This is a genomic window from Cumulibacter soli (genome assembly GCF_004382795.1).
Classification (GTDB): domain Bacteria; phylum Actinomycetota; class Actinomycetes; order Mycobacteriales; family Antricoccaceae; genus Cumulibacter; species Cumulibacter soli.
In genome coordinates this window covers 294753-313154 of the sequence record NZ_SMSG01000006.1, presented here as the reverse complement: position 1 = coordinate 313154, position 18402 = coordinate 294753, and the positions used below count along the sequence as shown (strand labels likewise).

The window sequence follows — 18402 nt, the reverse complement described above, 5'->3', positions numbered from 1 at the left end:
TCGTGACACCTACTCGATCGGTCTCGACAGCCAACCGCCAACGCCTTGCCGAATTCGTCCGCACCGAAATGGCCCGCCTCAATGTCACCGCGCGCGGTATCGCGGCACGCGGGGGACCAGGCAAAGACACCACGCTCAAGATCCTCGCCGGCGTACGCGTAGGCCCGACCAGCATCGCGCGGCTCGACGACGTCCTCGACTGGGCGCCCGGTAGCGCCGCCGCCGTGTTGGAGGGTGGCTCGCCGACGCGGCGAACGATCGGCGTGATGTCGATCGAGGAAGCGTTGCGGTTGGCGCAGCCGGAGCAACTGCTGGCTGAGTTGGGCCGGCGATTTGGGATTCATAGGGAGATGGGGGCAGATTGTGGCTGAGGCGGGTTGGTACGCGATCGAGGGCACGGGGGGTCCGCACAACTAGCGGTGTGACGGACGCAGTGAGAATCTCGATGGGCGGCGTACTCAAACTCAATAGCAGCAACGCGGCCTACACCGTCGCGAATGAATACATATGCGGTCGCTTGGCGTTGATGGCGGGTCTGCCGGGCTCGACGCCCACGACTCACCGAGTATCATCCAAGGCTATGACGGGCTGTGACCTGGCGTCGGCTGATCGAAAATGCGCCACACCAGCCCGCCTCACGGGAACGACAGACGTTGTCGCTAGGCTCAAGTCGTGCGAAACGTGACGTCGATCGAGGCTGCCCGGCCGCAAGTGTTGGAGTTCTTCGCAGGCATCGGCCTCGCGCGCATGGGCCTGGAAGCGGCCGGTTTCCGCGTCGCGTGGGCCAACGACTACGAGGCCGACAAGAAAGCGATGTACGACGCCCAGTTCGGAGAGTCCGACGGCCACGCCTTCGCGCTCGGCGACATCGGCAAGGTCAAGGTCGACCAGTTGCCCCGCGGCGCTTCCCTCGCATGGGCCTCCTCGCCCTGCACTGACCTCTCCCTGGCGGGCAACCGCGCGGGCTTCGCCGGCGCGCAGTCCGGCACGTTCTGGCAGTTCGTCCGTCTGCTCGACGATCTCGGAGACGACCGGCCGGAGGCCGTCGTCCTGGAGAACGTCGTCGGCCTCGCGACCTCACACGGCGGCGACGACCTCGCCGCGGCGATCCGGGCCTTCAACGCGCTGGGCTACTCGGTCGACGTCCTGTCCATCGACGCTCGTCGATTCGTGCCCCAGTCCCGACCCCGCCTGTTCATCGTCGGCGCACAGAACCCTCCCGCGGACGAGCCAGAGCCCAACTCCGAGCTTCGACCCGACTGGCTCCAGTGGGTCTACGGCGACAAGAGCCTTCGGACCCATCGTGCATCACTGCCGACACCCCCGTCGCCACTGACAGAAGGGCTCAGCGAACAGATCGAGGAGATGGCGCTCGGCGACGAACGCTGGTGGGACGCCGAGCGCACCGCCGCGTTCGTGTCCTCGCTCTCACCGACCCAGAGTGAGCGGTTGATGGCGCTCAAGCGCACGCCCGGCGTCAAGTACCGCACGGCCTACCGGCGCACCCGCAACGGTGTCGCCGTTTGGGAAGCGCGGCCCGACGACATCTCGGGCTGCCTCCGCACAGCTCGCGGTGGGTCCTCGAAGCAGGCGGTCGTCAGGCTGGGCAACAAGCGGCTCCAGGTGCGCTGGATGACCCCGCGCGAGTACGCCCGACTTATGGGTGCGGGCGAGTACGACCTAAGCGGTGCCCGGACGAACCAGGCGCTGTTTGGCTTCGGCGACGCGGTCGCCGCCCCCGTGGTGTCGTGGCTGGCGGAGCACTACCTCATGCCGCTCGTGCGCGGTCGTTTGGCATCGGATCTCGTGACGGAGGCCGCTCATGGCTAGCCGAGGGATCGCGAGTTACAACGAGCCCGAGAGGACGCCGCCGACCAAGAAGTCGATGCCGACCCGGTTTGTGCAGGGCTTCCGCGAGCTCCTGACTGAGGCGCTGAGCACCGAGGACCCGGCGAGCGGGAAGAAGCTCAACAAGTGCATCGGGGTCTACGCGTTCTATGACTACGACGGCGAGCCGATCTACGTCGGACAGACCTGGGAGGACTTCGGGACCCGGATCGGCCGGCACCTCCGCGGCCAGCGGTCGGACACCCTCGCCTACCGCATCCTCGACCCCTTCGAGGTCGCTGAGTTCGAGCTGTACCCGGTCGAGGACCTCCGGACCGATCCGGAGAAGAAGGCCAAGCTCGACGCCATCGAGTACTCGGTGTACGTCAACGCGATCAAGAACTCGAAGTACCAGGCCATCCTCAACGAGAAGATTCCGCCGGTGTCGACGCCTGTGGCGCTCCCGGCATCATTTCGGTTCGGGCTGGTCCCCGCCGACATGCGTGAGGACCGTGAGCATCCCGACGTGCGGATCGCTCGACGCGCCGAGACTCTGTCGAGGGTCGCGGCTGTCGCCCACGAGCGCGGCGAGGTGTCGGCAGGCCTGCGGCGCGTGATCGTGATCCAGGCCGTCAGATTGGCCGACCTCGCCGCTGCGCGTCTGGCGTACGCCGAGGGTCGAGCACGCCCCGCACCCGAGGCGATCGACGTCCCTGCCCTCGTCGGGAACGTCATGGCCGAGTTCTCGGCCGACGGCGAATCTGATGAGTCGTCCTAGCCGTTCTCGCGGCGCGCTCTGATGCGCCGCTTCTTCTCCACCGATCGAGCGTTGTGGGCCAGACGGCATATGTCGCACCGGCAGCCGGTGTCGTAGGCGACGCTCGAGCCGTGCTCGCCGACGATCTGACCTTCTTCTCGCTTCCGTCGGATGTACGCAGCGTGGTGGGCCGCATGCGCGGCGCGGCAGTCATCGCAGCGGCAGCCGAGGTTCCCGTAGCCGTTGGTCGTGCCGTGGCGTGGATCGTCGTCGGGCAACGGCTTTCCTCTACCTGACACTGGTTCACACTATCGTCCCGGATACCGCCCGCGCGTTGGGGATTCCGGCTTGCGCGCAGCCGCTTTCGCGTAGGACGCCCGTTCCTGTCTGGCCTCGTCTTTACGCTGCACCCATGCGGCAGATCTGGCACCCATGGCGAGCACTCCGAGCACTCACTAACGTCACCCTCGACCGTCACGACGCGGCCGAGGAGGCGCACGGCTGGACGGAATGGTCGAGCCCGCCACGAATCACGCTGCGCGAAGACCTACTGCAGGCTGAGCGGCGATCGACGCTGACGCACGAACTCGTGCATCTCGAGCGCGGCCCGCTAGCCGGTGAGATGGTGCTCGATGCGCGCGAAGAGGAGACAGTCGAGCGCGAGGCCGCGCGCCGCTTGATCAGCCTGGAGCAGCTCGTGTACGCGCTGCAGTGGTCCAGCAACGAGCACGAACTCGCCGAGGACCTCTGGGTTGACGTCGCCATGATCCGCGCTCGTTTCCGCGCGCTGACGCCATTCGAGGAGCGCCACATACAGCGGCGCTTAGATCAGGTCACGCACGAACTGGAAGACGAATGAACACGTTAAGCGAGCGGGACCGAGCGATCCTCGATTTCGAGGCACGCTGGTGGCGTTACGCCGGCGCGAAGGAGCAAGCGGCGAGCGATGAGCTTGGCGTGACTGGCACGCGGTACTACCAACTGCTGAACGCGTTGATTGATCAGCCGGCGGCGCTGGCGTACGCACCGACGACCGTGAACCGGCTAGGTCGCCAGCGAGTCACCCGACAGCGCGCTCGTAGCCCCCGACGTCTGGGACTTGCCTAGACCGTCGAGTAGGGCAGCGGCGGCCGCGTCAGCGCCGCGGTTGACGTGAGCGTAGATCTCCATCGTTGTCGAGATCCGGTCGTGCCCAAGGCGCTCCTGGACGACCTTGGGGTTGACGCCGTCCTCGAGGAGCCAGGAGGCGTGCGAGGAGCGGAGATCTTTCATCGTCGCGACCGTGGGCACGCCGGAGGCCTTGACGGCTTTCGTCCAGGCGTGGTGTGCCGGTCGTGACGAGTACGCCGTACCGGTGAGGCCAGCGAACAGTTGCGCGGAGCCGGGGCGCACGAGTAGCGGGAGCAGTTCGGTCATGAGCGACGGCGGGATGCTGATGACGCGGTTGGATCGCTGCGTCTTCGGGGTCCCGACGATATTGTGCGCTCCGTCGATACGTTTCACGCCCTTGGTGACGCTGACGGTCCCGGCGCGCCGGTTGACGTCTGCAACGGTCAGCGCGGCAGCCTCACCCCATCGCATGCCCGTCTGTGCGAGCACGAGAAAGAACCGTCGCCACGCGAGATCGGTGAACTGATCGAGGACGAGCTCGAACTCGTCACGAGGTAGCAGCACGCTGGACTTGGTGTCGCGTGCGGGAAGGCGGAGCCCCTCGGCGGGGTTCTTGGGGATGAGTCCCGCCGTGTGTGCGGTGGAGAGTGCTGCGCTGAGCAGTGCGTGCGCGTTCCGGATGGTCTTGGGCCGCAGGGGGCGTTTCGTGCGCTCACTGGCGCCCTGGCCGAGCGTCCTGACCCATTGGGCGACGTGGGCCCGCGTGAGCGCATTGATGGGGATATGGCCGAGGTGTGGCGCGATGTGGTTTCGCGCGAGCGCCCGGTAGCCGGTGATGGTGCGATCCTCGACGCCGGACAACTGTGCGATGTGCTCCTCGATGACCTGAGAGACGGTTTGGGTGGCGTCCTCAGGTGCGGGGGAGTCGGGGAGTCGCCCGGTGAGGTCGAGCCAGGCTCGTATGTGTTCGGCGTCTCGCTCGCTATCGACGCTGATGGACGTCTGGCGGCCGTCCTTGCGCCACAGTACGGACCAGTACGGGGTGCCGTCCTTGCGTGCGCGTTTGCGGATGCTTGCCATGCGTCAATGATGGCTAAAACGACTGACAGGTGTTGACGAGAGCGGGATTCTCGTCAACACCTGTCGGCGTTATGTGCCCTGACCAGGCACTTTGTGGGGTGAGTAACGGGACTCGAACCCGCGACATCTGCGACCACAACGCAGCGCTCTACCAGCTGAGCTATACCCACCATTGCCGCAAAGTGCGACGACCAAGCATAACGGATACCCCGAACCAATGTTTCTGCGGGGTGGCGAGCAACTGAGCAGTGTCTGGCGGCCGCATTGCGGCAAGGTTCACCTGCGCGCCCTCAGCGACGGGAGCTATAGGGCATTTGGCAGGCGGGCTCAGGCGCCGAGGGGAGTTACCGGGGGCAGCTCTGCGGCGATCCGTTTCGCTTCTTCGGATGACGGTCCCGGTTGCGGAACGAAGACAGCGCTGCGGTAGTACCTCAGTTCCGCGATCGACTCGAGAATGTCCGCTAGAGCGCGGTGTGCCAGGCCCTTCTCCGGCTTGTTGTAGTACGCGCGAGGGAACCAGCGGCGGGTCAACTCTTTGACCGAGGACACGTCGATCATTCGATAGTGCAGCAGGTTGTCGACGCGCGGCATATCGCGAGCGATGAACCCTCGGTCCACTGCGATCGAGTTGCCGCACAACGGCACCGTGCCCGGGCTGGCGATGTGCTTGCTGAGGTACTCGATGACCTGGTCCTCAGCCTGCTGGAGGGTCAGCGTCGATGCGCGAACCTCGTCGGTGAGGCCGCTGGCGGCGTGCATGTCGACAACGACCGGAGGCATTCCCGCGAGCTTCTCCTCGGACGTGTGGATGACGAGGTCGATCCCTTCGTCAAGCACGTTGAGGTCGCCGTCGGTGACGATCGCGGCGACCTCGATCAGCGCGTCGGTATCGAGCCGTAAGCCAGTCATCTCACAGTCGATCCACACCAGCACGTCGGATTTCGCGGAGTCAGTCATGTCGACAACCCTAAGTCTTGCCCTCGGCATCCGATCACCTGGCGCTGTCGCGAACAGACGAATGCCCCGCCCACGGACGTGGACGGGGCATCACGAGTCCGGTTACCGGTTGATCGGCTTACCAGACTTGCCCTTGATTGCTCGCCAGATCAGGAGCGCAATGATCGCGCCGATGAGCGACCCGATCCAGCTTGACGGCTGCAGGAATCCTTCATCGGAATCCTTGCCGAAGATGAGGTATCCGAGGAAACCGCCGATGAATGACCCAACGACGCCGAGCACGAGGGTTTGTACGAAGCTCATCGAATCATCGCCGGGCACGATCGCCCGAGCGAGGAAACCTGCCACCAGGCCGACGATGAGGATGCCGATAATGGTGCCGAGCATGGGGTTCTCCTTACTGGTCGCGGGGGCCGTAGCCTCCTATAGGCGCGATGTGGTGCGCGCCACAGGGTCAGGCTAATGGGCAAACTGATCATTTGCGCGGACATTGGTTGGGAATTTCGCGTGAAGTCGCGGATCCGTGACCTCGCGGTGACTGAGCGGCCGGATCGGAGCAGAATCGCAGTTATGGGAGCCCGGCTGAAGCGCATCTACGACCTGCCCGAAGAGGACGACGGATATCGCGTCCTCGTCGATCGACTGTGGCCGCGAGGCATCAGCAAGGCTAACGCGCAGCTTGACGACTGGCTCAAGGAGCTTGCGCCCTCGAATGAGCTACGGCGTGAATTCCACGCGCGTCCGGAGAAGTACGACGAGTTCCGCGCCGCATATACAGCCGAACTCAGTGAGCACGCGGAGGCGCTCGAGGAGTTGCGCGCACGCGTCGCTGCCGGGACCGTCACGATCCTGTACGCCGCAAAAGACGCCGAGCACAACAATGCTCGCGTGCTGTGTGAGGTCCTGGACGTCGACCCGAAGTGACCGCCGTACTGCTCGCGTTGTGTGCCGCTTTGGCGTATGGCGTGAGCGACTTCCTGTCCGGCACCGCCAGCCGACTCATGCACTACGGCCGGGTCGCGCTCGTGTGCCAAAGCGTGATGGCCGTGGTGACCTGGGCTGCGGTCGGGTTCGTGCCCGGCGACGCCTCGATGGACGCGTTGCTCTGGGGCGCGCTCGCGGGCGTCGGTTCCGGCGCAGGCACAGTGATGCTGTACCGCGGCCTCGGGTCGGGGCAGATGAACGTCGTCGCGCCGCTGTCGGCAGCGACTGCCGCGGTGGTTCCCGTGGCGTTCGGCCTGATTACCGGGGAGCGCCCGTCGGTGGTCATCCTGCTTGGTGTGGTGCTGATTGTGCCGGGGATCGGGTTGATCTCCTCGGTACGCGCCCAACCCGGCGGGCGCCGGCGCGTCATGAAGGGCACTGTCGACGGAACGCTCGCCGGGGCGGCGTTCGCGATCAGTTACATCGCGCTCGATGGCGCGCCGTCCGGTGCGGGCCTGTGGCCCGCGGCGTACACGCAACTCTCCGCGCTGGCCGTGATCGCGCTCGCGGCGGCCTTGTTGATCCGGCCTGCGAACCGCGGGCACGCGGTTGCTGACGGAGCGCGGCGGGCGCACGTGGCGGCGGTCGCGGCCGGGCTGCTAGGCGCGCTGGCGGTGGCAACGTTTCTGTTCGCGACAGATCACGGGCTCCTGGTGGTGACCTCGGTGTTGACGTCGCTGTACCCGGCGGCGACGGTGATACTTGCGCGCGTGCTGCTGGCCGAGCGCACGTCGCGTGCACAACTGGTCGGCCTGACGCTCGCCGCGGCCGGCATCATCCTCGTGGTGGTCGGATAAGCGGTACCGCAGCCGAAACAGAAATCGGAGATTCAACAAGGTGCGCCCGGCAGGGATCGAACCTGCGACCTGCCGCTTAGAAGGCGGTTGCTCTATCCGCTGAGCTACGGGCGCGCGCGACGGGGGAATGTCGCCGGATCATTGTAGAGTCCCATCTCTAAGATGGTCATATGTCACGTAGTGCGGCCATCTGGGCTGCTGTTTCTCTTATCGCGGTGCTGTTCGTATTCACCGGGGTTTCGATCCTGACTTCGAACGCGGCATGGTTCCTGTGGAGCGTGGTGCCGATACTGTCCGCGGTGGCTTTCTTCTTGTCCGCGATTCGTGGCGAGACTCTCGGCGAGCGTAAGCGAGCTCGCGATATCAAGATCGCCGAACGTAAGGCGGCCGAGCGCCGGGCGCGCAGCACCACGACCCCGCAGGCCGAGTAGGCCTTGGCGACACGCGGCTGGTGAAACATACGGCCATGTCGCAGTCGCACATGAGTCACGACAGAATAAACAGCAACACCGATGGCCATCGTCGAGAAGGAGCCGTAGCTGATGAGCATCACCGCAGACCAGGTCAGGGGCGACGTCGCCACGTACCTGCAGCTCGATCCCGAGAAGCTCACCGAGTACGCGCTACTGACCGAAGACCTCGGCGTGGACTCGTTGACCGCGATCGAAATGTCAATCGAACTCGAAGGCCGCTACTCGATCGATATCAGCGATGAGGAGCTGGCGCAGGTTGCGACGTACGGCGACCTGGAGAAATTAGTGCTGAGCAAAACAGGAGGACAGGCGTGATCGAATCGCGTGACGGACGTCGGGTAGTCATCACAGGTCTCGGTGTTATCGCCCCGTGCGGCACAGGACTGGATGCGTTCTGGGCGGGTTTGGGTCAGGTCGCTGAGCCCGAGACAGAGCGAACGATCGCCGACTTCGATCCGAAAGAGTACGGGCTCAAGCACACCGAAGCACGCCGGATGGATCGATTCGCACAACTCGCTTTCGCGACGGCGAAGATGGCAATCGCCGACAGCTTTGGCGAGGACGGGATCACCGGGTACGACGAATGGAAGTGCGGCGTCGTTTTGGGCACCGGTATCGGTGGCGCTCACGCCTGGGAAAGCAACGCGCAGGTGCTGTTGAGTGATAAGGGCGAGAAGGGCGTATCGCCGCTCGTCGTGCCGATGGTCATGCCGAATGCGGGCGCGGCGGCAGCCTCGATGCGGCTGGGCCTGCGCGGCCCCGTCGAGACCATAGCGACCGCGTGTGCCTCAGGCACTCACTCGATCGCCAACGGAGCCAAACTCGTGGCATCCGGCCGCTGCGACGTCGTCCTCGCCGGCGGTTCGGAATCGTGCCAAACCGGTGTCATGCGCGGGGGATTCAACAACATGAAGGCCACCAGTTCCAGTGGCGTCTCGCGGCCATTCGACATCGAGCGGGACGGTTTCTGCAGCGCTGAGGCGGCCGGCGTACTCGTGCTCGAGGAGTACGAAGCGGCGAAGGCTCGTGGCGCGAAGATCTACGCGGAGGTGCTCGGCAGCGGTTCAACTGCCGACGCGCACCACATCACCGCACCCGATCCGCAGGGCGATGGCGCGTACAACTGCATGCGTCTGGCGTTGGAGGACGCCGGGATCGAGCCGGCGCAGATCGCCCAGGTGAATGCGCACGGTACCTCGACGCCGCTCAACGACGCTGCCGAGAGTGCCGCGGTTGCGCGCATGTTCGGCACCGACCCCGGACCGGCGATGACGTCCATCAAGGGGGTCACCGGGCATGCACTCGGCGCGGCCGGCGCGATCGAGGCGGTGGCGGTGGCGCTGAGCTACGTGCACAAGCAGATTCCGCCGACGATGAGTACGCAGAACGTCGATCCGCAGATCGTTTCCGACATTGTCTTGCAGTGGCGCGATTGGGAGCCGACGTACGCGATCAGCAATAGTTTCGCGTTCGGCGGTCACAACGGTTCGGTAGTCTTCGGACCCGCCTGAGACGCCTGAGTTGCGTTAACCTTCGCCCCGAGCGGTCGCCTGGACCGCTCGGGGCTCTCTATGAGTGCTTGCGCTACCGCGATCACCGCGCTGATCGCGACGATCACGGCCACCGCGCCAATGAGTTGGTGCGGTGTGTCGCCGAATCCCAGCGCGTACGCCGCCACGAACTCGGCGCCGATGCACGCCCAGACCAAGGTCAGCCGTCCGCGCCGTTGCAGGGATAGTCCGGCGTAAATACAGAACTGGGTCAGCGCAAGGGCGCCACCTGCTACGGCGAACATCCAGACGTCGTCGGCAAGGTCCTCGAAGCTGTTTCCGCCGATAACCAGGCTGACCAGACCGCCGAATGCGACACATACGCCGACAGTGACCGCGACCAGCGCGCCAACTACGGCGATGCCCTGACGGCTCGCGTGCCGATGCCGTCGGGTATCGGACATTGCGGGGAACAGCAGCGTGGCGACCGGCTGGGGCAGCCATAGCGCCGCCCGGAAGACCACGTTTCCAGCGGCGTACCACCCGGCTTGGTCGGCAGTGAGCACATTGCGAGCGATGAGCAGGTCAAGACTGGCCAGCAGCAAGAACGCACCATGCGCATGGGCCGCATGCGCGGTCTCGACGAACAGCCCACGCACCGTCTGCGTCTCGTCGAGCCGCGAGTGGTGCAGCATGCGTACCGATGGGCGCAGGACGAACAGGCACGCGATCATCAATCCGACCGCCGTGCCGACCAGCGCACCGGTAGATGATTCAGCCACCACGAGCCCTGCGATACCGCCGGCGACCCGGCCGACACCCATCAGCAGTACCGCGCCGCACAACAGGCCCCACCGCTCATTGCCCTGCGCGATGCCTTGGGCGAACCCGAGTACGACGAGCGGCGGAACCGTCAGCGCGCCACTGATGACGCCCATATAGCCGGGTAGGTGCAGGAACTCGACCAGTACCGGTGACGCGAGAGCGATCAGCAGTGCGCATCCGAGGCCGACGATGGCCGAGGAACGCAACAGTCGCGGTCCGACCGCGCCGGTTGCGGTACGCCGCGCGACGACAGTCTGGATCGCGAATGCCGGGATGGTCGCGACGACGACGACATTCAGCAACGCCAGGGTTTCGCCGTACGTCGCACGATCGAGCAGCCGCGCCGCGACCAGGAACAACAAGTAGGACAGGACGTTCGAGAGGATCGTGATAAACGGGACGAGCCTGCGAAGCGACGTATTCGAGGGGACTCGCAAGCTCACGGGCGGCGCAGCTCCCCGGGTACGTAGTGGGATGGCGGTGCGTTATCAACGTCGCCACCAGGATACGGCCCGTCGGCGTGCCGAGTAGGGTTGGGCGAACAAGGCACCCGAATGAGGACGAGGAATGACTTCTCCCCACGAGTCCCACGAATCGCAGCAGCCTGGCGAGCATTCCGCTGAACTGGGCAGCACCGGCGAGTTCCGGGCTTTCGTCGCGCATAACGACGACCCGGACGAGGCGCGTGCGCGTGCGGCCGCCGATCCGGACGGGCCGCGCTCGCGTAGTACTCCGGCGATCGACGAGGACAACGACCGAGAAATTCGGTTTTCGGACCCCACTCCGCCGGTACGTTCGGAGGGCTCGCTGCGGCCCAACGTCGATCTACCGCCAGCCGAGCTGGGCAGTACGGCGCAGTTTCGCGCATTTGCCGGCGGCGAGTCGGCAGCCGCCGAGCCCGCGGACGACGCTACCGCCCGACCGGGTCCCGCTGGTGCGCCAGCAGAGGCACGCAAGCATCGGACCGATGTCCCGAGCGTCCCTGCGACAGCAAACCGTGGCGTCGGTGGCGCGCGCGGCCTGATAGTCACCGCGGTTGCTGTTGTGCTCGTGGTGCTCGTGGTTGTGCTGCTATTCGTCTTGTTCTGAGCGCGCGTCGGTCCTCGGCGTGTTGAGACGTTGCCGACCGATGCGCACCGCCGCCGCGTGCTGAGGGACAATCAGGGTCGAGCACGCGTGAAAGTTCTACCCAACCGCAGTTATGAAAGAGGCACCCGACAGTGGCGCAGTACATCTACACGATGCGCAAGGCGCGCAAGGCGCACGGCGACAAGGTCATCCTCGATGACGTCACTCTCGCGTTCTACCCGGGCGCAAAGATCGGTGTCGTCGGCCCGAACGGCGCCGGTAAGTCGTCCGTCCTCAAGATCATGGCCGGGATCGACACGCCGTCGAACGGCGACGCGTTCCTGAGCCCGGGGTACAGCGTCGGCATCCTGATGCAGGAGCCGCAGCTGGACGAGACCAAGTCTGTGTGGGACAACATCAACCTCGCGGTCGCCGATATGCGCGACACGCTCGCGAAGTTCGAGGAAGTCTCGGCGGCCATGGGCGAGCCGGACGCCGACTTCGATGAGTTGCTGGCCGAGCAGGGCAAACTCATGGAGAAGATTGAGCACGGCGGCGGCTGGGAACTCGACAACACCATCGAGCAGGCCATGGACGCGCTGCGCTGCCCGCCAGGAGATGCCGAGATCAGCAACCTCTCCGGTGGCGAGAAGCGTCGCGTCGCGCTCTGCAAGCTCCTACTCGAAGCGCCAGACCTGCTCTTACTCGACGAGCCCACCAACCACCTGGACGCCGAGTCGGTCAACTGGCTTGAGCAACACCTGGAGAAGTACGCCGGAACGGTCGTTGCGGTGACCCACGATCGGTACTTCCTGGACAACGTCGCGCAGTGGATCTTGGAACTCGATCGCGGTCGCGCACACGCGTATGAGGGCAACTACTCGACGTACCTTGAGAAGAAGCAGGCCCGCTTGAAGGTCGAAGGTCAAAAGGACGCCAAGCGTTCCAAGCGGCTCGCCGAAGAACTCGAGTGGGTTCGTTCGAACGCGAAGGGACGACAGACCAAGAGCAAGTCGCGTCTGGCCCGCTACGAGGAGATGGCGGCTGAGGCCGAGAAGACGCGGAAGCTTGACTTCGAAGAGATTCAGATCCCGCCGGGCCCGCGCCTGGGCAGCATCGTCGTTGAGGCAAACCACCTCACCAAGGGGTTCGATGACCGGATCCTGATCGATGATCTGACCTTCGATCTACCGCGCAACGGCATCGTTGGCGTAATCGGTCCCAACGGCGCCGGTAAGACGACTCTGTTCAAGATGATCGTCGGCCAGGAGCAGCCGGACTCTGGTGCGCTGCGGCTCGGTGAGACAGTCAGTTTGTCGTACGTCGACCAGGGACGTCTGGGACTCGATGAGAAGAAGACCGTCTGGGAGGTCGTGTCCGACGGCCTTGACTTCATCCAGGTCGGCAAGGTCGAAATGCCGTCGCGAGCCTACATTTCCGCGTTCGGTTTCAAGGGCCCCGATCAGCAGAAGCCCGCGGGAGTGCTGTCCGGTGGTGAGCGCAACCGCTTGAACCTCGCGCTCACCCTCAAGCAGGGCGGCAACCTAATCCTGCTGGACGAGCCGACGAACGACCTGGACGTCGAAACGCTGTCCAGCCTGGAAAACGCGTTGCTGGAATTCCCAGGATGCGTCGTCGTTACGTCCCACGACCGGTGGTTCCTGGACCGCATTGCCACCCACATTCTCGCCTACGAAGGCGATTCGCAGTGGTTCTGGTTCGAGGGCAACTTCGATGCATACGAGAAGAACAAGGTCGAACGACTCGGCCCGGAGGCGGCTCGCCCGCACCGCGCGACCTACCGCAAGCTCACTCGGGGATAAGGCATGGCGCAGACCTACGACTACACGATTTACCTGCGCTGGTCAGACGCCGACCGCAACGGGCACATCAACAACGGCAAGTTCGCGACATTCGCCGAGGACGCCCGGATCGAGTGGTTCTCGAATCTGCCTGGCCGCGCCGACGGCGATATGGGCTCGTCGCTGATCCTGGCGCGCCAGGAGATCGACTATCACCGGCAGGTCCTCACCGAGGAAGAATCCGACAAGCAGATGGTGATGCGCTGCTCCGCGCTGAGCATCGGCCGTACCTCCGTGCGAATCCGCGAGGAACTGTGGGGTAGCGGCGATTCCAGCCCCGCATGCACGGTGCACTGCGTGCTCGTGCACTTCGACTATCAGGCAGGAAAGTCGCTGGCGTGGGATGAGACTCAGCGCTCCTGGATCGAGTCGTACGCCGCCGCTGAAGACACATAGCGATGGTTTTTGAAACACAGATCCCCCTGCGCTGGGGGGATATGGACGCCTATGGTCACGTCAATAACGCGACCTTCGTGACGTACCTCGAACAGGCTCGCGTCAGCGCGTTCGACTCGCGTCCGGGCGATGAGACCGGCAACGATTTGTTGGCCAACGGGATCGTCGTGGTCGAACACCAGATTCGCTACCGGCGACAGGTGCCGTTCTCGTCAACCCCGCTGCGGGCGCGGCTGTGGGTGGAGACGCTCAAGGCCGCGCATTACATCACGGCGTACGAGTTGTGGAACGACTCAGGCGAGCAGCCGGAGTTGGCCGTGACTGCCACGACGACGCTGGCGCCGATCAACTTCGAGACCGGGCGGCCACGCCGATTTACCCCGGTCGAGCGCGAGTACCTGTTGTCGTTCTCCCCGGAAGGGGGCAGGGGATGATCGAGCTGTTGCCGGCGACTCCGGCGGCGCGTACCGATCTGCTCACGTTCAGTTCGCGAGTGGCGCGGTTGGCGCCGGACGGGCTGGTGCGCCTCAAGAGCAGCGACGCGGGCACGACGGCGTTCGCGTTGGTCGTCGGAGTGCTGATCCGCAAGGACTTCACGGCCACGTTGGACGGCGCCACCGACATCACGGCCCCGGCGTCCGCGCTGGCCGACGCCGTCGAACGCTCCGTCACGGCGTCTGATCGTGTGCCGTTGCCGCAGCGTGTCGATGAGCAGTGGCGGGCATCGTTGCCGCCGGTGTCGGCGTGGACTCATCGCGAGGACCTGCCGACGACCGAGATTCGCCAAACGCTCGATCTCGCCGGATCTCAGTTGCGCGCGCTGGACGACAGCCAGGTGGCCGCGGCCGGTGACGCGATGCTGAGCCAGACGATCGCGATGGTCGATCGGGACGGCATTGACCCGGTAGAGATACCGATGCGGATGCTGGTGGCGATGAGTCGATTGGGTTTCCTCACCGAATCAGAGGGCTCAAATGACACCATCCGGGTCGCTACGAACGGGAAGTGGGTGGTGGCCGCGACGCGGATCGGCGCAGCGTTCCGGCGGCCGGCGACTATCGATTTGCTGGGACTCACCTGAGCGATCTGCTGGGACTCGCCGGAGCGCTTTGCTGAGGGCTCACCTAAGGGCTCGTGCCGCGAGCTGCAGCCTCGTCAAGCGAGTTCAGAACATTCGGGTGCCGTAGGCGGGGCCGCCGCTGAGGGTGTTGCCGATGGTGCCGTGCGGACCGGTGGACTGATTCGGGTCGGTACCTGGTAGATGGGTGAGATCTAGACCGGGTGTGAATTGTCGCGGCGTCGGCGGATCCGAATGCAGCGAACCCGACATGATGACCGGGATGTACCCGCTGTCGTCGATGCGGCGCGGGGGAGGAGCATCGTCCGGGCCTCCGGCGGCCTTCAGGCGCGAGTTCCACACCAACGTGATGATCGCGAAACCGGCGATCGCCACGCGCGGACCAGAGGCGTAATCAGCGGGCTGTACGGAGTCACCGGGCATCGATAGCCACAAGCACAGCAGCACCAGCGCCACCGTTGACGCGAGGGTCATTCCCATCGCGATCCGGGTGGCCCGCGAGGTGCGGCTGAGTAGTGGCAGCACGGCACCAACGATTCCGACGATCATGATGATCAGGACCGATAGGCGCGTGAAGACGACCCCCGGCGCAGCGGTTGCGTACGTACTGAACAACACGTCGATCGCGGTCGCCTGGCCCGACTGCTGACCGATACCGAAGATCACCAACCACGGCAGCCACAGCGTGGCGACGGTCAACGCCGCCGCGACCGGCGCGACGATCCAGCGGGTCTGTTGTTCACGGGCCGGATAGCCCATCGCCATCGTCATCCACGCGATGCCGATCAGCGCGACAACGATGACGTTGATTCGCACGACCAGCGGGTACTCACCGGACTCTGGCATCAGCACCGGCCCGAGGTCGGTGAGCGCGCCGATGGTGGGCAGCGCCGCGGTGTAAGACATCCAGCGGTTGGGGAACGCCAGCGCGATGGCACCGATCACGATGGTGGCCACGCTGGACCACACCAATTCGGGGCGTACGTCGACAGACGGAGTGATTGCGTTCGTCGTCCATGGGAAGAACAGCAGCAAGGTCGTCAGCGGCAGCAGGATCACCAGCAACCTCCACGCATACTTGGTGACGCGGGAGGGCGGCGGGGCCGTGGGGGCACCGCCGGTAGCGGGGGCTGGGCTCATCGACGACATGTTGTATCTATAGTCGCCGAGGTTGCGCGTCGTTGGGCAGCGGCGTTACCTGCTGGCGCGTAACCGTGACTACGCCGTGACAGAACAGAGTCCGGGGGTGTGCGCTGGGTTACATCAACCGAGAGGTGAATGCGTATCGTCGGCGTTCACCAGCGAGTGCGCGGCATTGGTGAGGTACTGCCAGAACTGTGCGTCGTGCTCGGGATCCAACTCGAGTGAATCGAGTGCATCGCGCATATGGGCTAGCCAGATGTCGCGTGCGCGCGGTGTCACGCGGTACGGAACATGGCGCATCCGAAGGCGCGGGTGCCCGCGCTGGTCGGAATACGTTGACGGGCCACCCCAGTACTGCTCGAGGAACATGCGCAGCCGCTCTTCGGCCGGGTGAAGATCCTCCTCGGGGTACATCGCCCGCAACTCGGGGTCCGCGGCGACTCCTTCGTAGAACCGTCGCACCAGACGCACAAAGGTCTCGTGTCCGCCGATCTGGTCGTAGAACGATCCGTGGCGTTGGGCTCGGGTGGTCACGTTGCTCCTACTTCGCCAAGGTGCCTATTGGGGGTTCGACTCGAAGGGTACCCGCGGTGTACGGATTCCGGCGGCGGCGAACGCCTCAGCGAGTTTGCCGTTGAGTAGGCGGGCTACCCGGTACCGGTCGGGCGGGGTCACACTCAGTGTCGCGCGCAGCGTGATCCCGACGGCGGTGACGGCCTGAACGCCGAGCACTTCCGGTGCTGCCAGGATGACCTTCTGGCCGTCCTCGGTTTCGGCGTACTCGCTGAGTACGCGCTGCACCTCGCGCTGCGCGAGCTCGAGGTCGGTGCCGTGCGCGACCGGGAAATCGACAACAACGCTGGCCGTACCTTGGCTCTGATTGGCGATCCGCAGCACCTCGCCGTTGCGCACGTACCAAATGACGCCTTCCACATCCCGTACCCGCGTCGTGCGCAGGCTGACTGCCTCGACGGTGCCGACCACGTCGCCGAAGTCGACCAGATCGCCGACGCCGTACTGATCTTCGAGGATCATGCAGATGCCGTTGAGGTAATCCTTGACCAGGTTTTGCGCGCCGAAACCGAGGGCGACACCAACGATGCCTGCGCTGGCCACAATGGGCGCAAGGTTGACTCCCAGTTCACCGAGCACCAGCGCAGTCGCCAGGGTGAAAACGGCGATCGAGACCACGCTCTGCAACACCGAGCGAATCGTTTCCGCGCGTTGGCGTCGGCGCTCAGTGTCCAGCCCGGCCGCGTTCACGATCACATTCCGGGCGCGACCCTTCACGCCCTTCAGCATCACGGGCATTCTGCCGTCGACCGAGCGTTTCGTGACGCGCCGGATCGCGCGGTGCAGCAGGTAGCGCACGATGATCGCCAGAGCGACGATGAGCGCGATCCTGCCTCCAGTCACGAGCGCATCGTTCAACTCCAGTTGCACGCTCGCTGCCTCGATTGCAGTGGTGTGGACAGTCATGCGGTCCACTGTAAGAGAGTGGCGCGCGGCTGGCCCGTCGGTGCGCTCGACGTGACATAGTTGACTAACAAAACTTTCAGTAAGTAAAGTAAGTGAATGGCAACACTGTCCAACCGTCCGCTGTTGTCAACCTCCGTCGATCGCGATCTCGTCATCGAGCGTGGACCCGAATGCGCGCGAGTCGAATCCGCGGTGGCTCAGCGGTTGAATGTCTTGCTGTCCGGCAGCGCCGGCAGCGGGTTGACGACGACCATTCACCAGCTGCTGCGACGTCTGCCCCGTGAAGCACTACACCCACGATTTGTGAACGCGGCGACCATCGGATCGGTGGAGGAGTTGCTGCACGAGGCGCTGAGCGAACTGGTGCCGGCGATGGCGGTAGTGGACGGCGATTCGGCGTACGCGAAGTTTGCTCGCTTCACCGGGGTGCCGGACAATCTCGTGGTTCTCGTGGACAACGCGCCGGCGCGCTTGCTCATCGAGGCATTCGGGACCCACCGCGACGATATGTGGCAAGTGCCGGTCGCCTGGGTGGTTACCTGTACCGAACTCGATCGCTCCAGCGTGCTCAGTAGCCGTGCTTCGGATTTTTTCGACGTGGTCGTTGAGTTAGGACCATTGACCGACGTGGAGGCCGCGGGGCTCCTGCGACGTCGGGTCAACCGGGAGGAAATGGACGCCGCTGCGCTGCGTGTGGTCGTGGCGACTTCCGGTGGGAACCCGCGGGCGCTGGTTCAGTCGGCCCGCCGCATCGTGCTGGAGGGCGTCGACCCAGCCGAACTGTCCCGCTCAGTGTTCCTGCGCCGAGAGATCGGCCGCCCACTATCGCGCCCGGCGCGGATGTTACTCGAGGAATTGGTGACTCGGGGCCCGGCCAGCGCGTCGGATCCGGCGCTACAGGCCGCGACCGGCTGGACTCGATCTCGGCTTGTCCAGGTTCTGGCCGAACTCGAGGCCGCCGGCGCGGTCGACAGCGAAGAACGCAGCGCGGGTCGTTCCGGCCGTCCACGCAAGGTGTTTCGATCCCGGTACTGAACAAGTTGGCGCCGAATGCCCGGTACCGAACATGGCCGATC

At 65.0% G+C, this 18402-nt stretch carries 24 protein-coding genes and 2 tRNA genes; 17 read left to right on the top strand and 9 right to left on the bottom strand.

What is annotated here, in order from left to right:
* Positions 1-2: 2 nt before the first annotated feature.
* The 6 genes from E1H16_RS18650 (at position 3) to E1H16_RS14800 (ending at position 3691) form a co-directional block, all read left to right on the top strand.
* Entirely contained in the window at positions 3-371 is a 369-nt protein-coding gene (locus E1H16_RS18650; RefSeq protein ID WP_208379072.1) for a hypothetical protein, read from the top strand.
* A 301-nt stretch (positions 372-672) separates the two neighbouring features.
* Positions 673-1830, top strand: a complete 1158-nt coding sequence (locus E1H16_RS14820) for a DNA cytosine methyltransferase (RefSeq protein ID WP_134324683.1) — start codon at positions 673-675, stop codon at positions 1828-1830.
* On the top strand, positions 1823-2605 hold the full coding sequence (locus tag E1H16_RS14815; protein WP_134324682.1) for a GIY-YIG nuclease family protein: 783 nt from the start codon (positions 1823-1825) through the stop codon (positions 2603-2605). The genes E1H16_RS14820 and E1H16_RS14815 overlap by 8 nt, the downstream gene beginning before the upstream one ends.
* A gap of 53 nt (positions 2606-2658) precedes the next feature.
* Entirely contained in the window at positions 2659-2880 is a 222-nt protein-coding gene (locus E1H16_RS14810) for a hypothetical protein (protein WP_134324681.1), read from the top strand.
* A 116-nt stretch (positions 2881-2996) separates the two neighbouring features.
* Positions 2997-3443, top strand: a complete 447-nt coding sequence (locus E1H16_RS14805) for an ImmA/IrrE family metallo-endopeptidase (protein ID WP_208379071.1) — start codon at positions 2997-2999, stop codon at positions 3441-3443.
* Positions 3440-3691: a DUF3263 domain-containing protein gene (locus tag E1H16_RS14800; RefSeq protein WP_134324680.1), complete on the top strand. Its 252-nt coding sequence runs from the start codon at positions 3440-3442 to the stop codon at positions 3689-3691. Before E1H16_RS14805 ends, E1H16_RS14800 begins: the two co-directional genes overlap by 4 nt.
* Here the strand turns inward: E1H16_RS14800 and E1H16_RS14795 are convergent.
* The 4 genes from E1H16_RS14795 to E1H16_RS14780 all read right to left on the bottom strand — a co-directional run bounded on the left by E1H16_RS14795 (position 3629) and on the right by E1H16_RS14780 (position 6118).
* On the bottom strand, positions 3629-4774 hold the full coding sequence (locus E1H16_RS14795; RefSeq protein ID WP_134324679.1) for a tyrosine-type recombinase/integrase: 1146 nt from the start codon (positions 4772-4774) through the stop codon (positions 3629-3631). The genes E1H16_RS14800 and E1H16_RS14795 overlap by 63 nt on opposite strands.
* A 94-nt stretch (positions 4775-4868) precedes the next feature.
* Positions 4869-4944, bottom strand: a tRNA-His gene (locus E1H16_RS14790).
* A gap of 157 nt (positions 4945-5101) precedes the next feature.
* Positions 5102-5731, bottom strand: coding sequence for an oligoribonuclease (gene orn, locus E1H16_RS14785; RefSeq protein WP_208379070.1), 630 nt, complete (start codon positions 5729-5731; stop codon positions 5102-5104).
* Between the two features lie 102 nt (positions 5732-5833).
* Positions 5834-6118 carry a GlsB/YeaQ/YmgE family stress response membrane protein gene (locus E1H16_RS14780; protein WP_134324677.1) on the bottom strand — a complete coding sequence of 95 codons (285 nt, stop codon included), beginning with the start codon at positions 6116-6118 and terminating at the stop codon, positions 5834-5836.
* 183 nt (positions 6119-6301) lie between these two features.
* Here E1H16_RS14780 and E1H16_RS14775 point away from each other — a divergent pair, with 183 nt between their 5' ends.
* Both E1H16_RS14775 and E1H16_RS14770 read left to right on the top strand, forming a co-directional pair.
* Entirely contained in the window at positions 6302-6655 is a 354-nt protein-coding gene (locus E1H16_RS14775; RefSeq protein ID WP_134324676.1) for a DUF488 domain-containing protein, read from the top strand.
* The gene (locus tag E1H16_RS14770; RefSeq protein ID WP_134324675.1) at positions 6652-7512 is read left to right on the top strand and encodes an EamA family transporter; all 861 of its coding nucleotides are present in this window, start codon (positions 6652-6654) and stop codon (positions 7510-7512) included. Before E1H16_RS14775 ends, E1H16_RS14770 begins: the two co-directional genes overlap by 4 nt.
* Before the next feature lie 41 nt (positions 7513-7553).
* Here the strand turns inward: E1H16_RS14770 and E1H16_RS14765 are convergent.
* Positions 7554-7626: transfer RNA gene (locus E1H16_RS14765), tRNA-Arg, on the bottom strand.
* Between the two features lie 56 nt (positions 7627-7682).
* Between E1H16_RS14765 and E1H16_RS14760 the strand changes: the two genes are divergently transcribed.
* The 3 genes from E1H16_RS14760 to E1H16_RS14750 all read left to right on the top strand — a co-directional run bounded on the left by E1H16_RS14760 (position 7683) and on the right by E1H16_RS14750 (position 9496).
* Entirely contained in the window at positions 7683-7943 is a 261-nt protein-coding gene (locus E1H16_RS14760; RefSeq protein WP_134324674.1) for a hypothetical protein, read from the top strand.
* A 111-nt stretch (positions 7944-8054) separates the two neighbouring features.
* The gene (locus E1H16_RS14755) at positions 8055-8300 is read left to right on the top strand and encodes an acyl carrier protein (protein ID WP_134324673.1); all 246 of its coding nucleotides are present in this window, start codon (positions 8055-8057) and stop codon (positions 8298-8300) included.
* Positions 8297-9496, top strand: coding sequence for a beta-ketoacyl-[acyl-carrier-protein] synthase family protein (locus tag E1H16_RS14750; RefSeq protein WP_134324672.1), 1200 nt, complete (start codon positions 8297-8299; stop codon positions 9494-9496). Before E1H16_RS14755 ends, E1H16_RS14750 begins: the two co-directional genes overlap by 4 nt.
* Here E1H16_RS14750 and E1H16_RS14745 read toward each other — a convergent pair.
* The gene (locus E1H16_RS14745) at positions 9463-10743 is read right to left on the bottom strand and encodes a lipopolysaccharide biosynthesis protein (protein ID WP_166741789.1); all 1281 of its coding nucleotides are present in this window, start codon (positions 10741-10743) and stop codon (positions 9463-9465) included. The genes E1H16_RS14750 and E1H16_RS14745 overlap by 34 nt on opposite strands.
* Before the next feature lie 124 nt (positions 10744-10867).
* Between E1H16_RS14745 and E1H16_RS14740 the strand changes: the two genes are divergently transcribed.
* The 5 genes from E1H16_RS14740 (at position 10868) to E1H16_RS14720 (ending at position 14707) form a co-directional block, all read left to right on the top strand.
* Entirely contained in the window at positions 10868-11389 is a 522-nt protein-coding gene (locus tag E1H16_RS14740) for a hypothetical protein (protein ID WP_134324670.1), read from the top strand.
* Between the two features lie 131 nt (positions 11390-11520).
* A complete protein-coding gene (ettA, locus tag E1H16_RS14735; RefSeq protein ID WP_134324669.1) occupies positions 11521-13191 on the top strand; it encodes an energy-dependent translational throttle protein EttA in 1671 nt (556 codons plus the stop codon).
* A 3-nt stretch (positions 13192-13194) separates the two neighbouring features.
* Positions 13195-13626: an acyl-CoA thioesterase gene (locus E1H16_RS14730; RefSeq protein WP_134324668.1), complete on the top strand. Its 432-nt coding sequence runs from the start codon at positions 13195-13197 to the stop codon at positions 13624-13626.
* Between the two features lie 2 nt (positions 13627-13628).
* Entirely contained in the window at positions 13629-14060 is a 432-nt protein-coding gene (locus E1H16_RS14725; RefSeq protein WP_134324667.1) for an acyl-CoA thioesterase, read from the top strand.
* Complete coding sequence (locus tag E1H16_RS14720) at positions 14057-14707, top strand: DUF8185 domain-containing protein (protein WP_134324666.1); 651 nt, start codon at positions 14057-14059, stop codon at positions 14705-14707. The genes E1H16_RS14725 and E1H16_RS14720 overlap by 4 nt, the downstream gene beginning before the upstream one ends.
* An 84-nt stretch (positions 14708-14791) precedes the next feature.
* Here the strand turns inward: E1H16_RS14720 and E1H16_RS14715 are convergent, their stop codons facing one another.
* From E1H16_RS14715 to E1H16_RS14705, 3 genes are all read right to left on the bottom strand, one after another.
* On the bottom strand, positions 14792-15844 hold the full coding sequence (locus tag E1H16_RS14715; protein WP_134324665.1) for a hypothetical protein: 1053 nt from the start codon (positions 15842-15844) through the stop codon (positions 14792-14794).
* Positions 15845-15967: 123 nt separating this feature from the next.
* Positions 15968-16381 (bottom strand): globin, encoded by a 414-nt coding sequence (locus E1H16_RS14710; RefSeq protein WP_134324664.1) that lies wholly within the window; start codon positions 16379-16381, stop codon positions 15968-15970.
* 24 nt (positions 16382-16405) lie between these two features.
* A complete protein-coding gene (locus E1H16_RS14705; protein ID WP_134324663.1) occupies positions 16406-17326 on the bottom strand; it encodes a mechanosensitive ion channel family protein in 921 nt (306 codons plus the stop codon).
* Positions 17327-17422: 96 nt separating this feature from the next.
* Between E1H16_RS14705 and E1H16_RS14700 the strand changes: the two genes are divergently transcribed.
* Positions 17423-18361, top strand: coding sequence for a P-loop NTPase family protein (locus tag E1H16_RS14700; protein ID WP_134324662.1), 939 nt, complete (start codon positions 17423-17425; stop codon positions 18359-18361).
* Positions 18362-18402: the final 41 nt, after the last annotated feature.

Bases quoted from the DNA above. Each gene is read 5' to 3' on its own strand.
- orn (WP_208379070.1), bottom strand. From the start codon at position 5,731: ATGACTGACTCCGCGAAATCCGACGTGCTGGTGTGGATCGACTGTGAG.
- E1H16_RS14715 (WP_134324665.1), bottom strand. From the start codon at position 15,844: ATGAGCCCAGCCCCCGCTACCGGCGGTGCCCCCACGGCCCCGCCGCCC.
- E1H16_RS14700 (WP_134324662.1), top strand. From the start codon at position 17,423: ATGGCAACACTGTCCAACCGTCCGCTGTTGTCAACCTCCGTCGATCGC.
- E1H16_RS14800 (WP_134324680.1), top strand. From the start codon at position 3,440: ATGAACACGTTAAGCGAGCGGGACCGAGCGATCCTCGATTTCGAGGCA.
- E1H16_RS14815 (WP_134324682.1), top strand. From the start codon at position 1,823: ATGGCTAGCCGAGGGATCGCGAGTTACAACGAGCCCGAGAGGACGCCG.
- E1H16_RS14795 (WP_134324679.1), bottom strand. From the start codon at position 4,774: ATGGCAAGCATCCGCAAACGCGCACGCAAGGACGGCACCCCGTACTGG.
- E1H16_RS14775 (WP_134324676.1), top strand. From the start codon at position 6,302: ATGGGAGCCCGGCTGAAGCGCATCTACGACCTGCCCGAAGAGGACGAC.
- E1H16_RS14730 (WP_134324668.1), top strand. From the start codon at position 13,195: ATGGCGCAGACCTACGACTACACGATTTACCTGCGCTGGTCAGACGCC.
- E1H16_RS14720 (WP_134324666.1), top strand. From the start codon at position 14,057: ATGATCGAGCTGTTGCCGGCGACTCCGGCGGCGCGTACCGATCTGCTC.
- E1H16_RS14805 (WP_208379071.1), top strand. From the start codon at position 2,997: ATGCGGCAGATCTGGCACCCATGGCGAGCACTCCGAGCACTCACTAAC.
- E1H16_RS14725 (WP_134324667.1), top strand. From the start codon at position 13,629: ATGGTTTTTGAAACACAGATCCCCCTGCGCTGGGGGGATATGGACGCC.
- E1H16_RS14760 (WP_134324674.1), top strand. From the start codon at position 7,683: ATGTCACGTAGTGCGGCCATCTGGGCTGCTGTTTCTCTTATCGCGGTG.
- E1H16_RS14740 (WP_134324670.1), top strand. From the start codon at position 10,868: ATGACTTCTCCCCACGAGTCCCACGAATCGCAGCAGCCTGGCGAGCAT.
- E1H16_RS14705 (WP_134324663.1), bottom strand. From the start codon at position 17,326: ATGACTGTCCACACCACTGCAATCGAGGCAGCGAGCGTGCAACTGGAG.
- E1H16_RS14780 (WP_134324677.1), bottom strand. From the start codon at position 6,118: ATGCTCGGCACCATTATCGGCATCCTCATCGTCGGCCTGGTGGCAGGT.
- E1H16_RS14755 (WP_134324673.1), top strand. From the start codon at position 8,055: ATGAGCATCACCGCAGACCAGGTCAGGGGCGACGTCGCCACGTACCTG.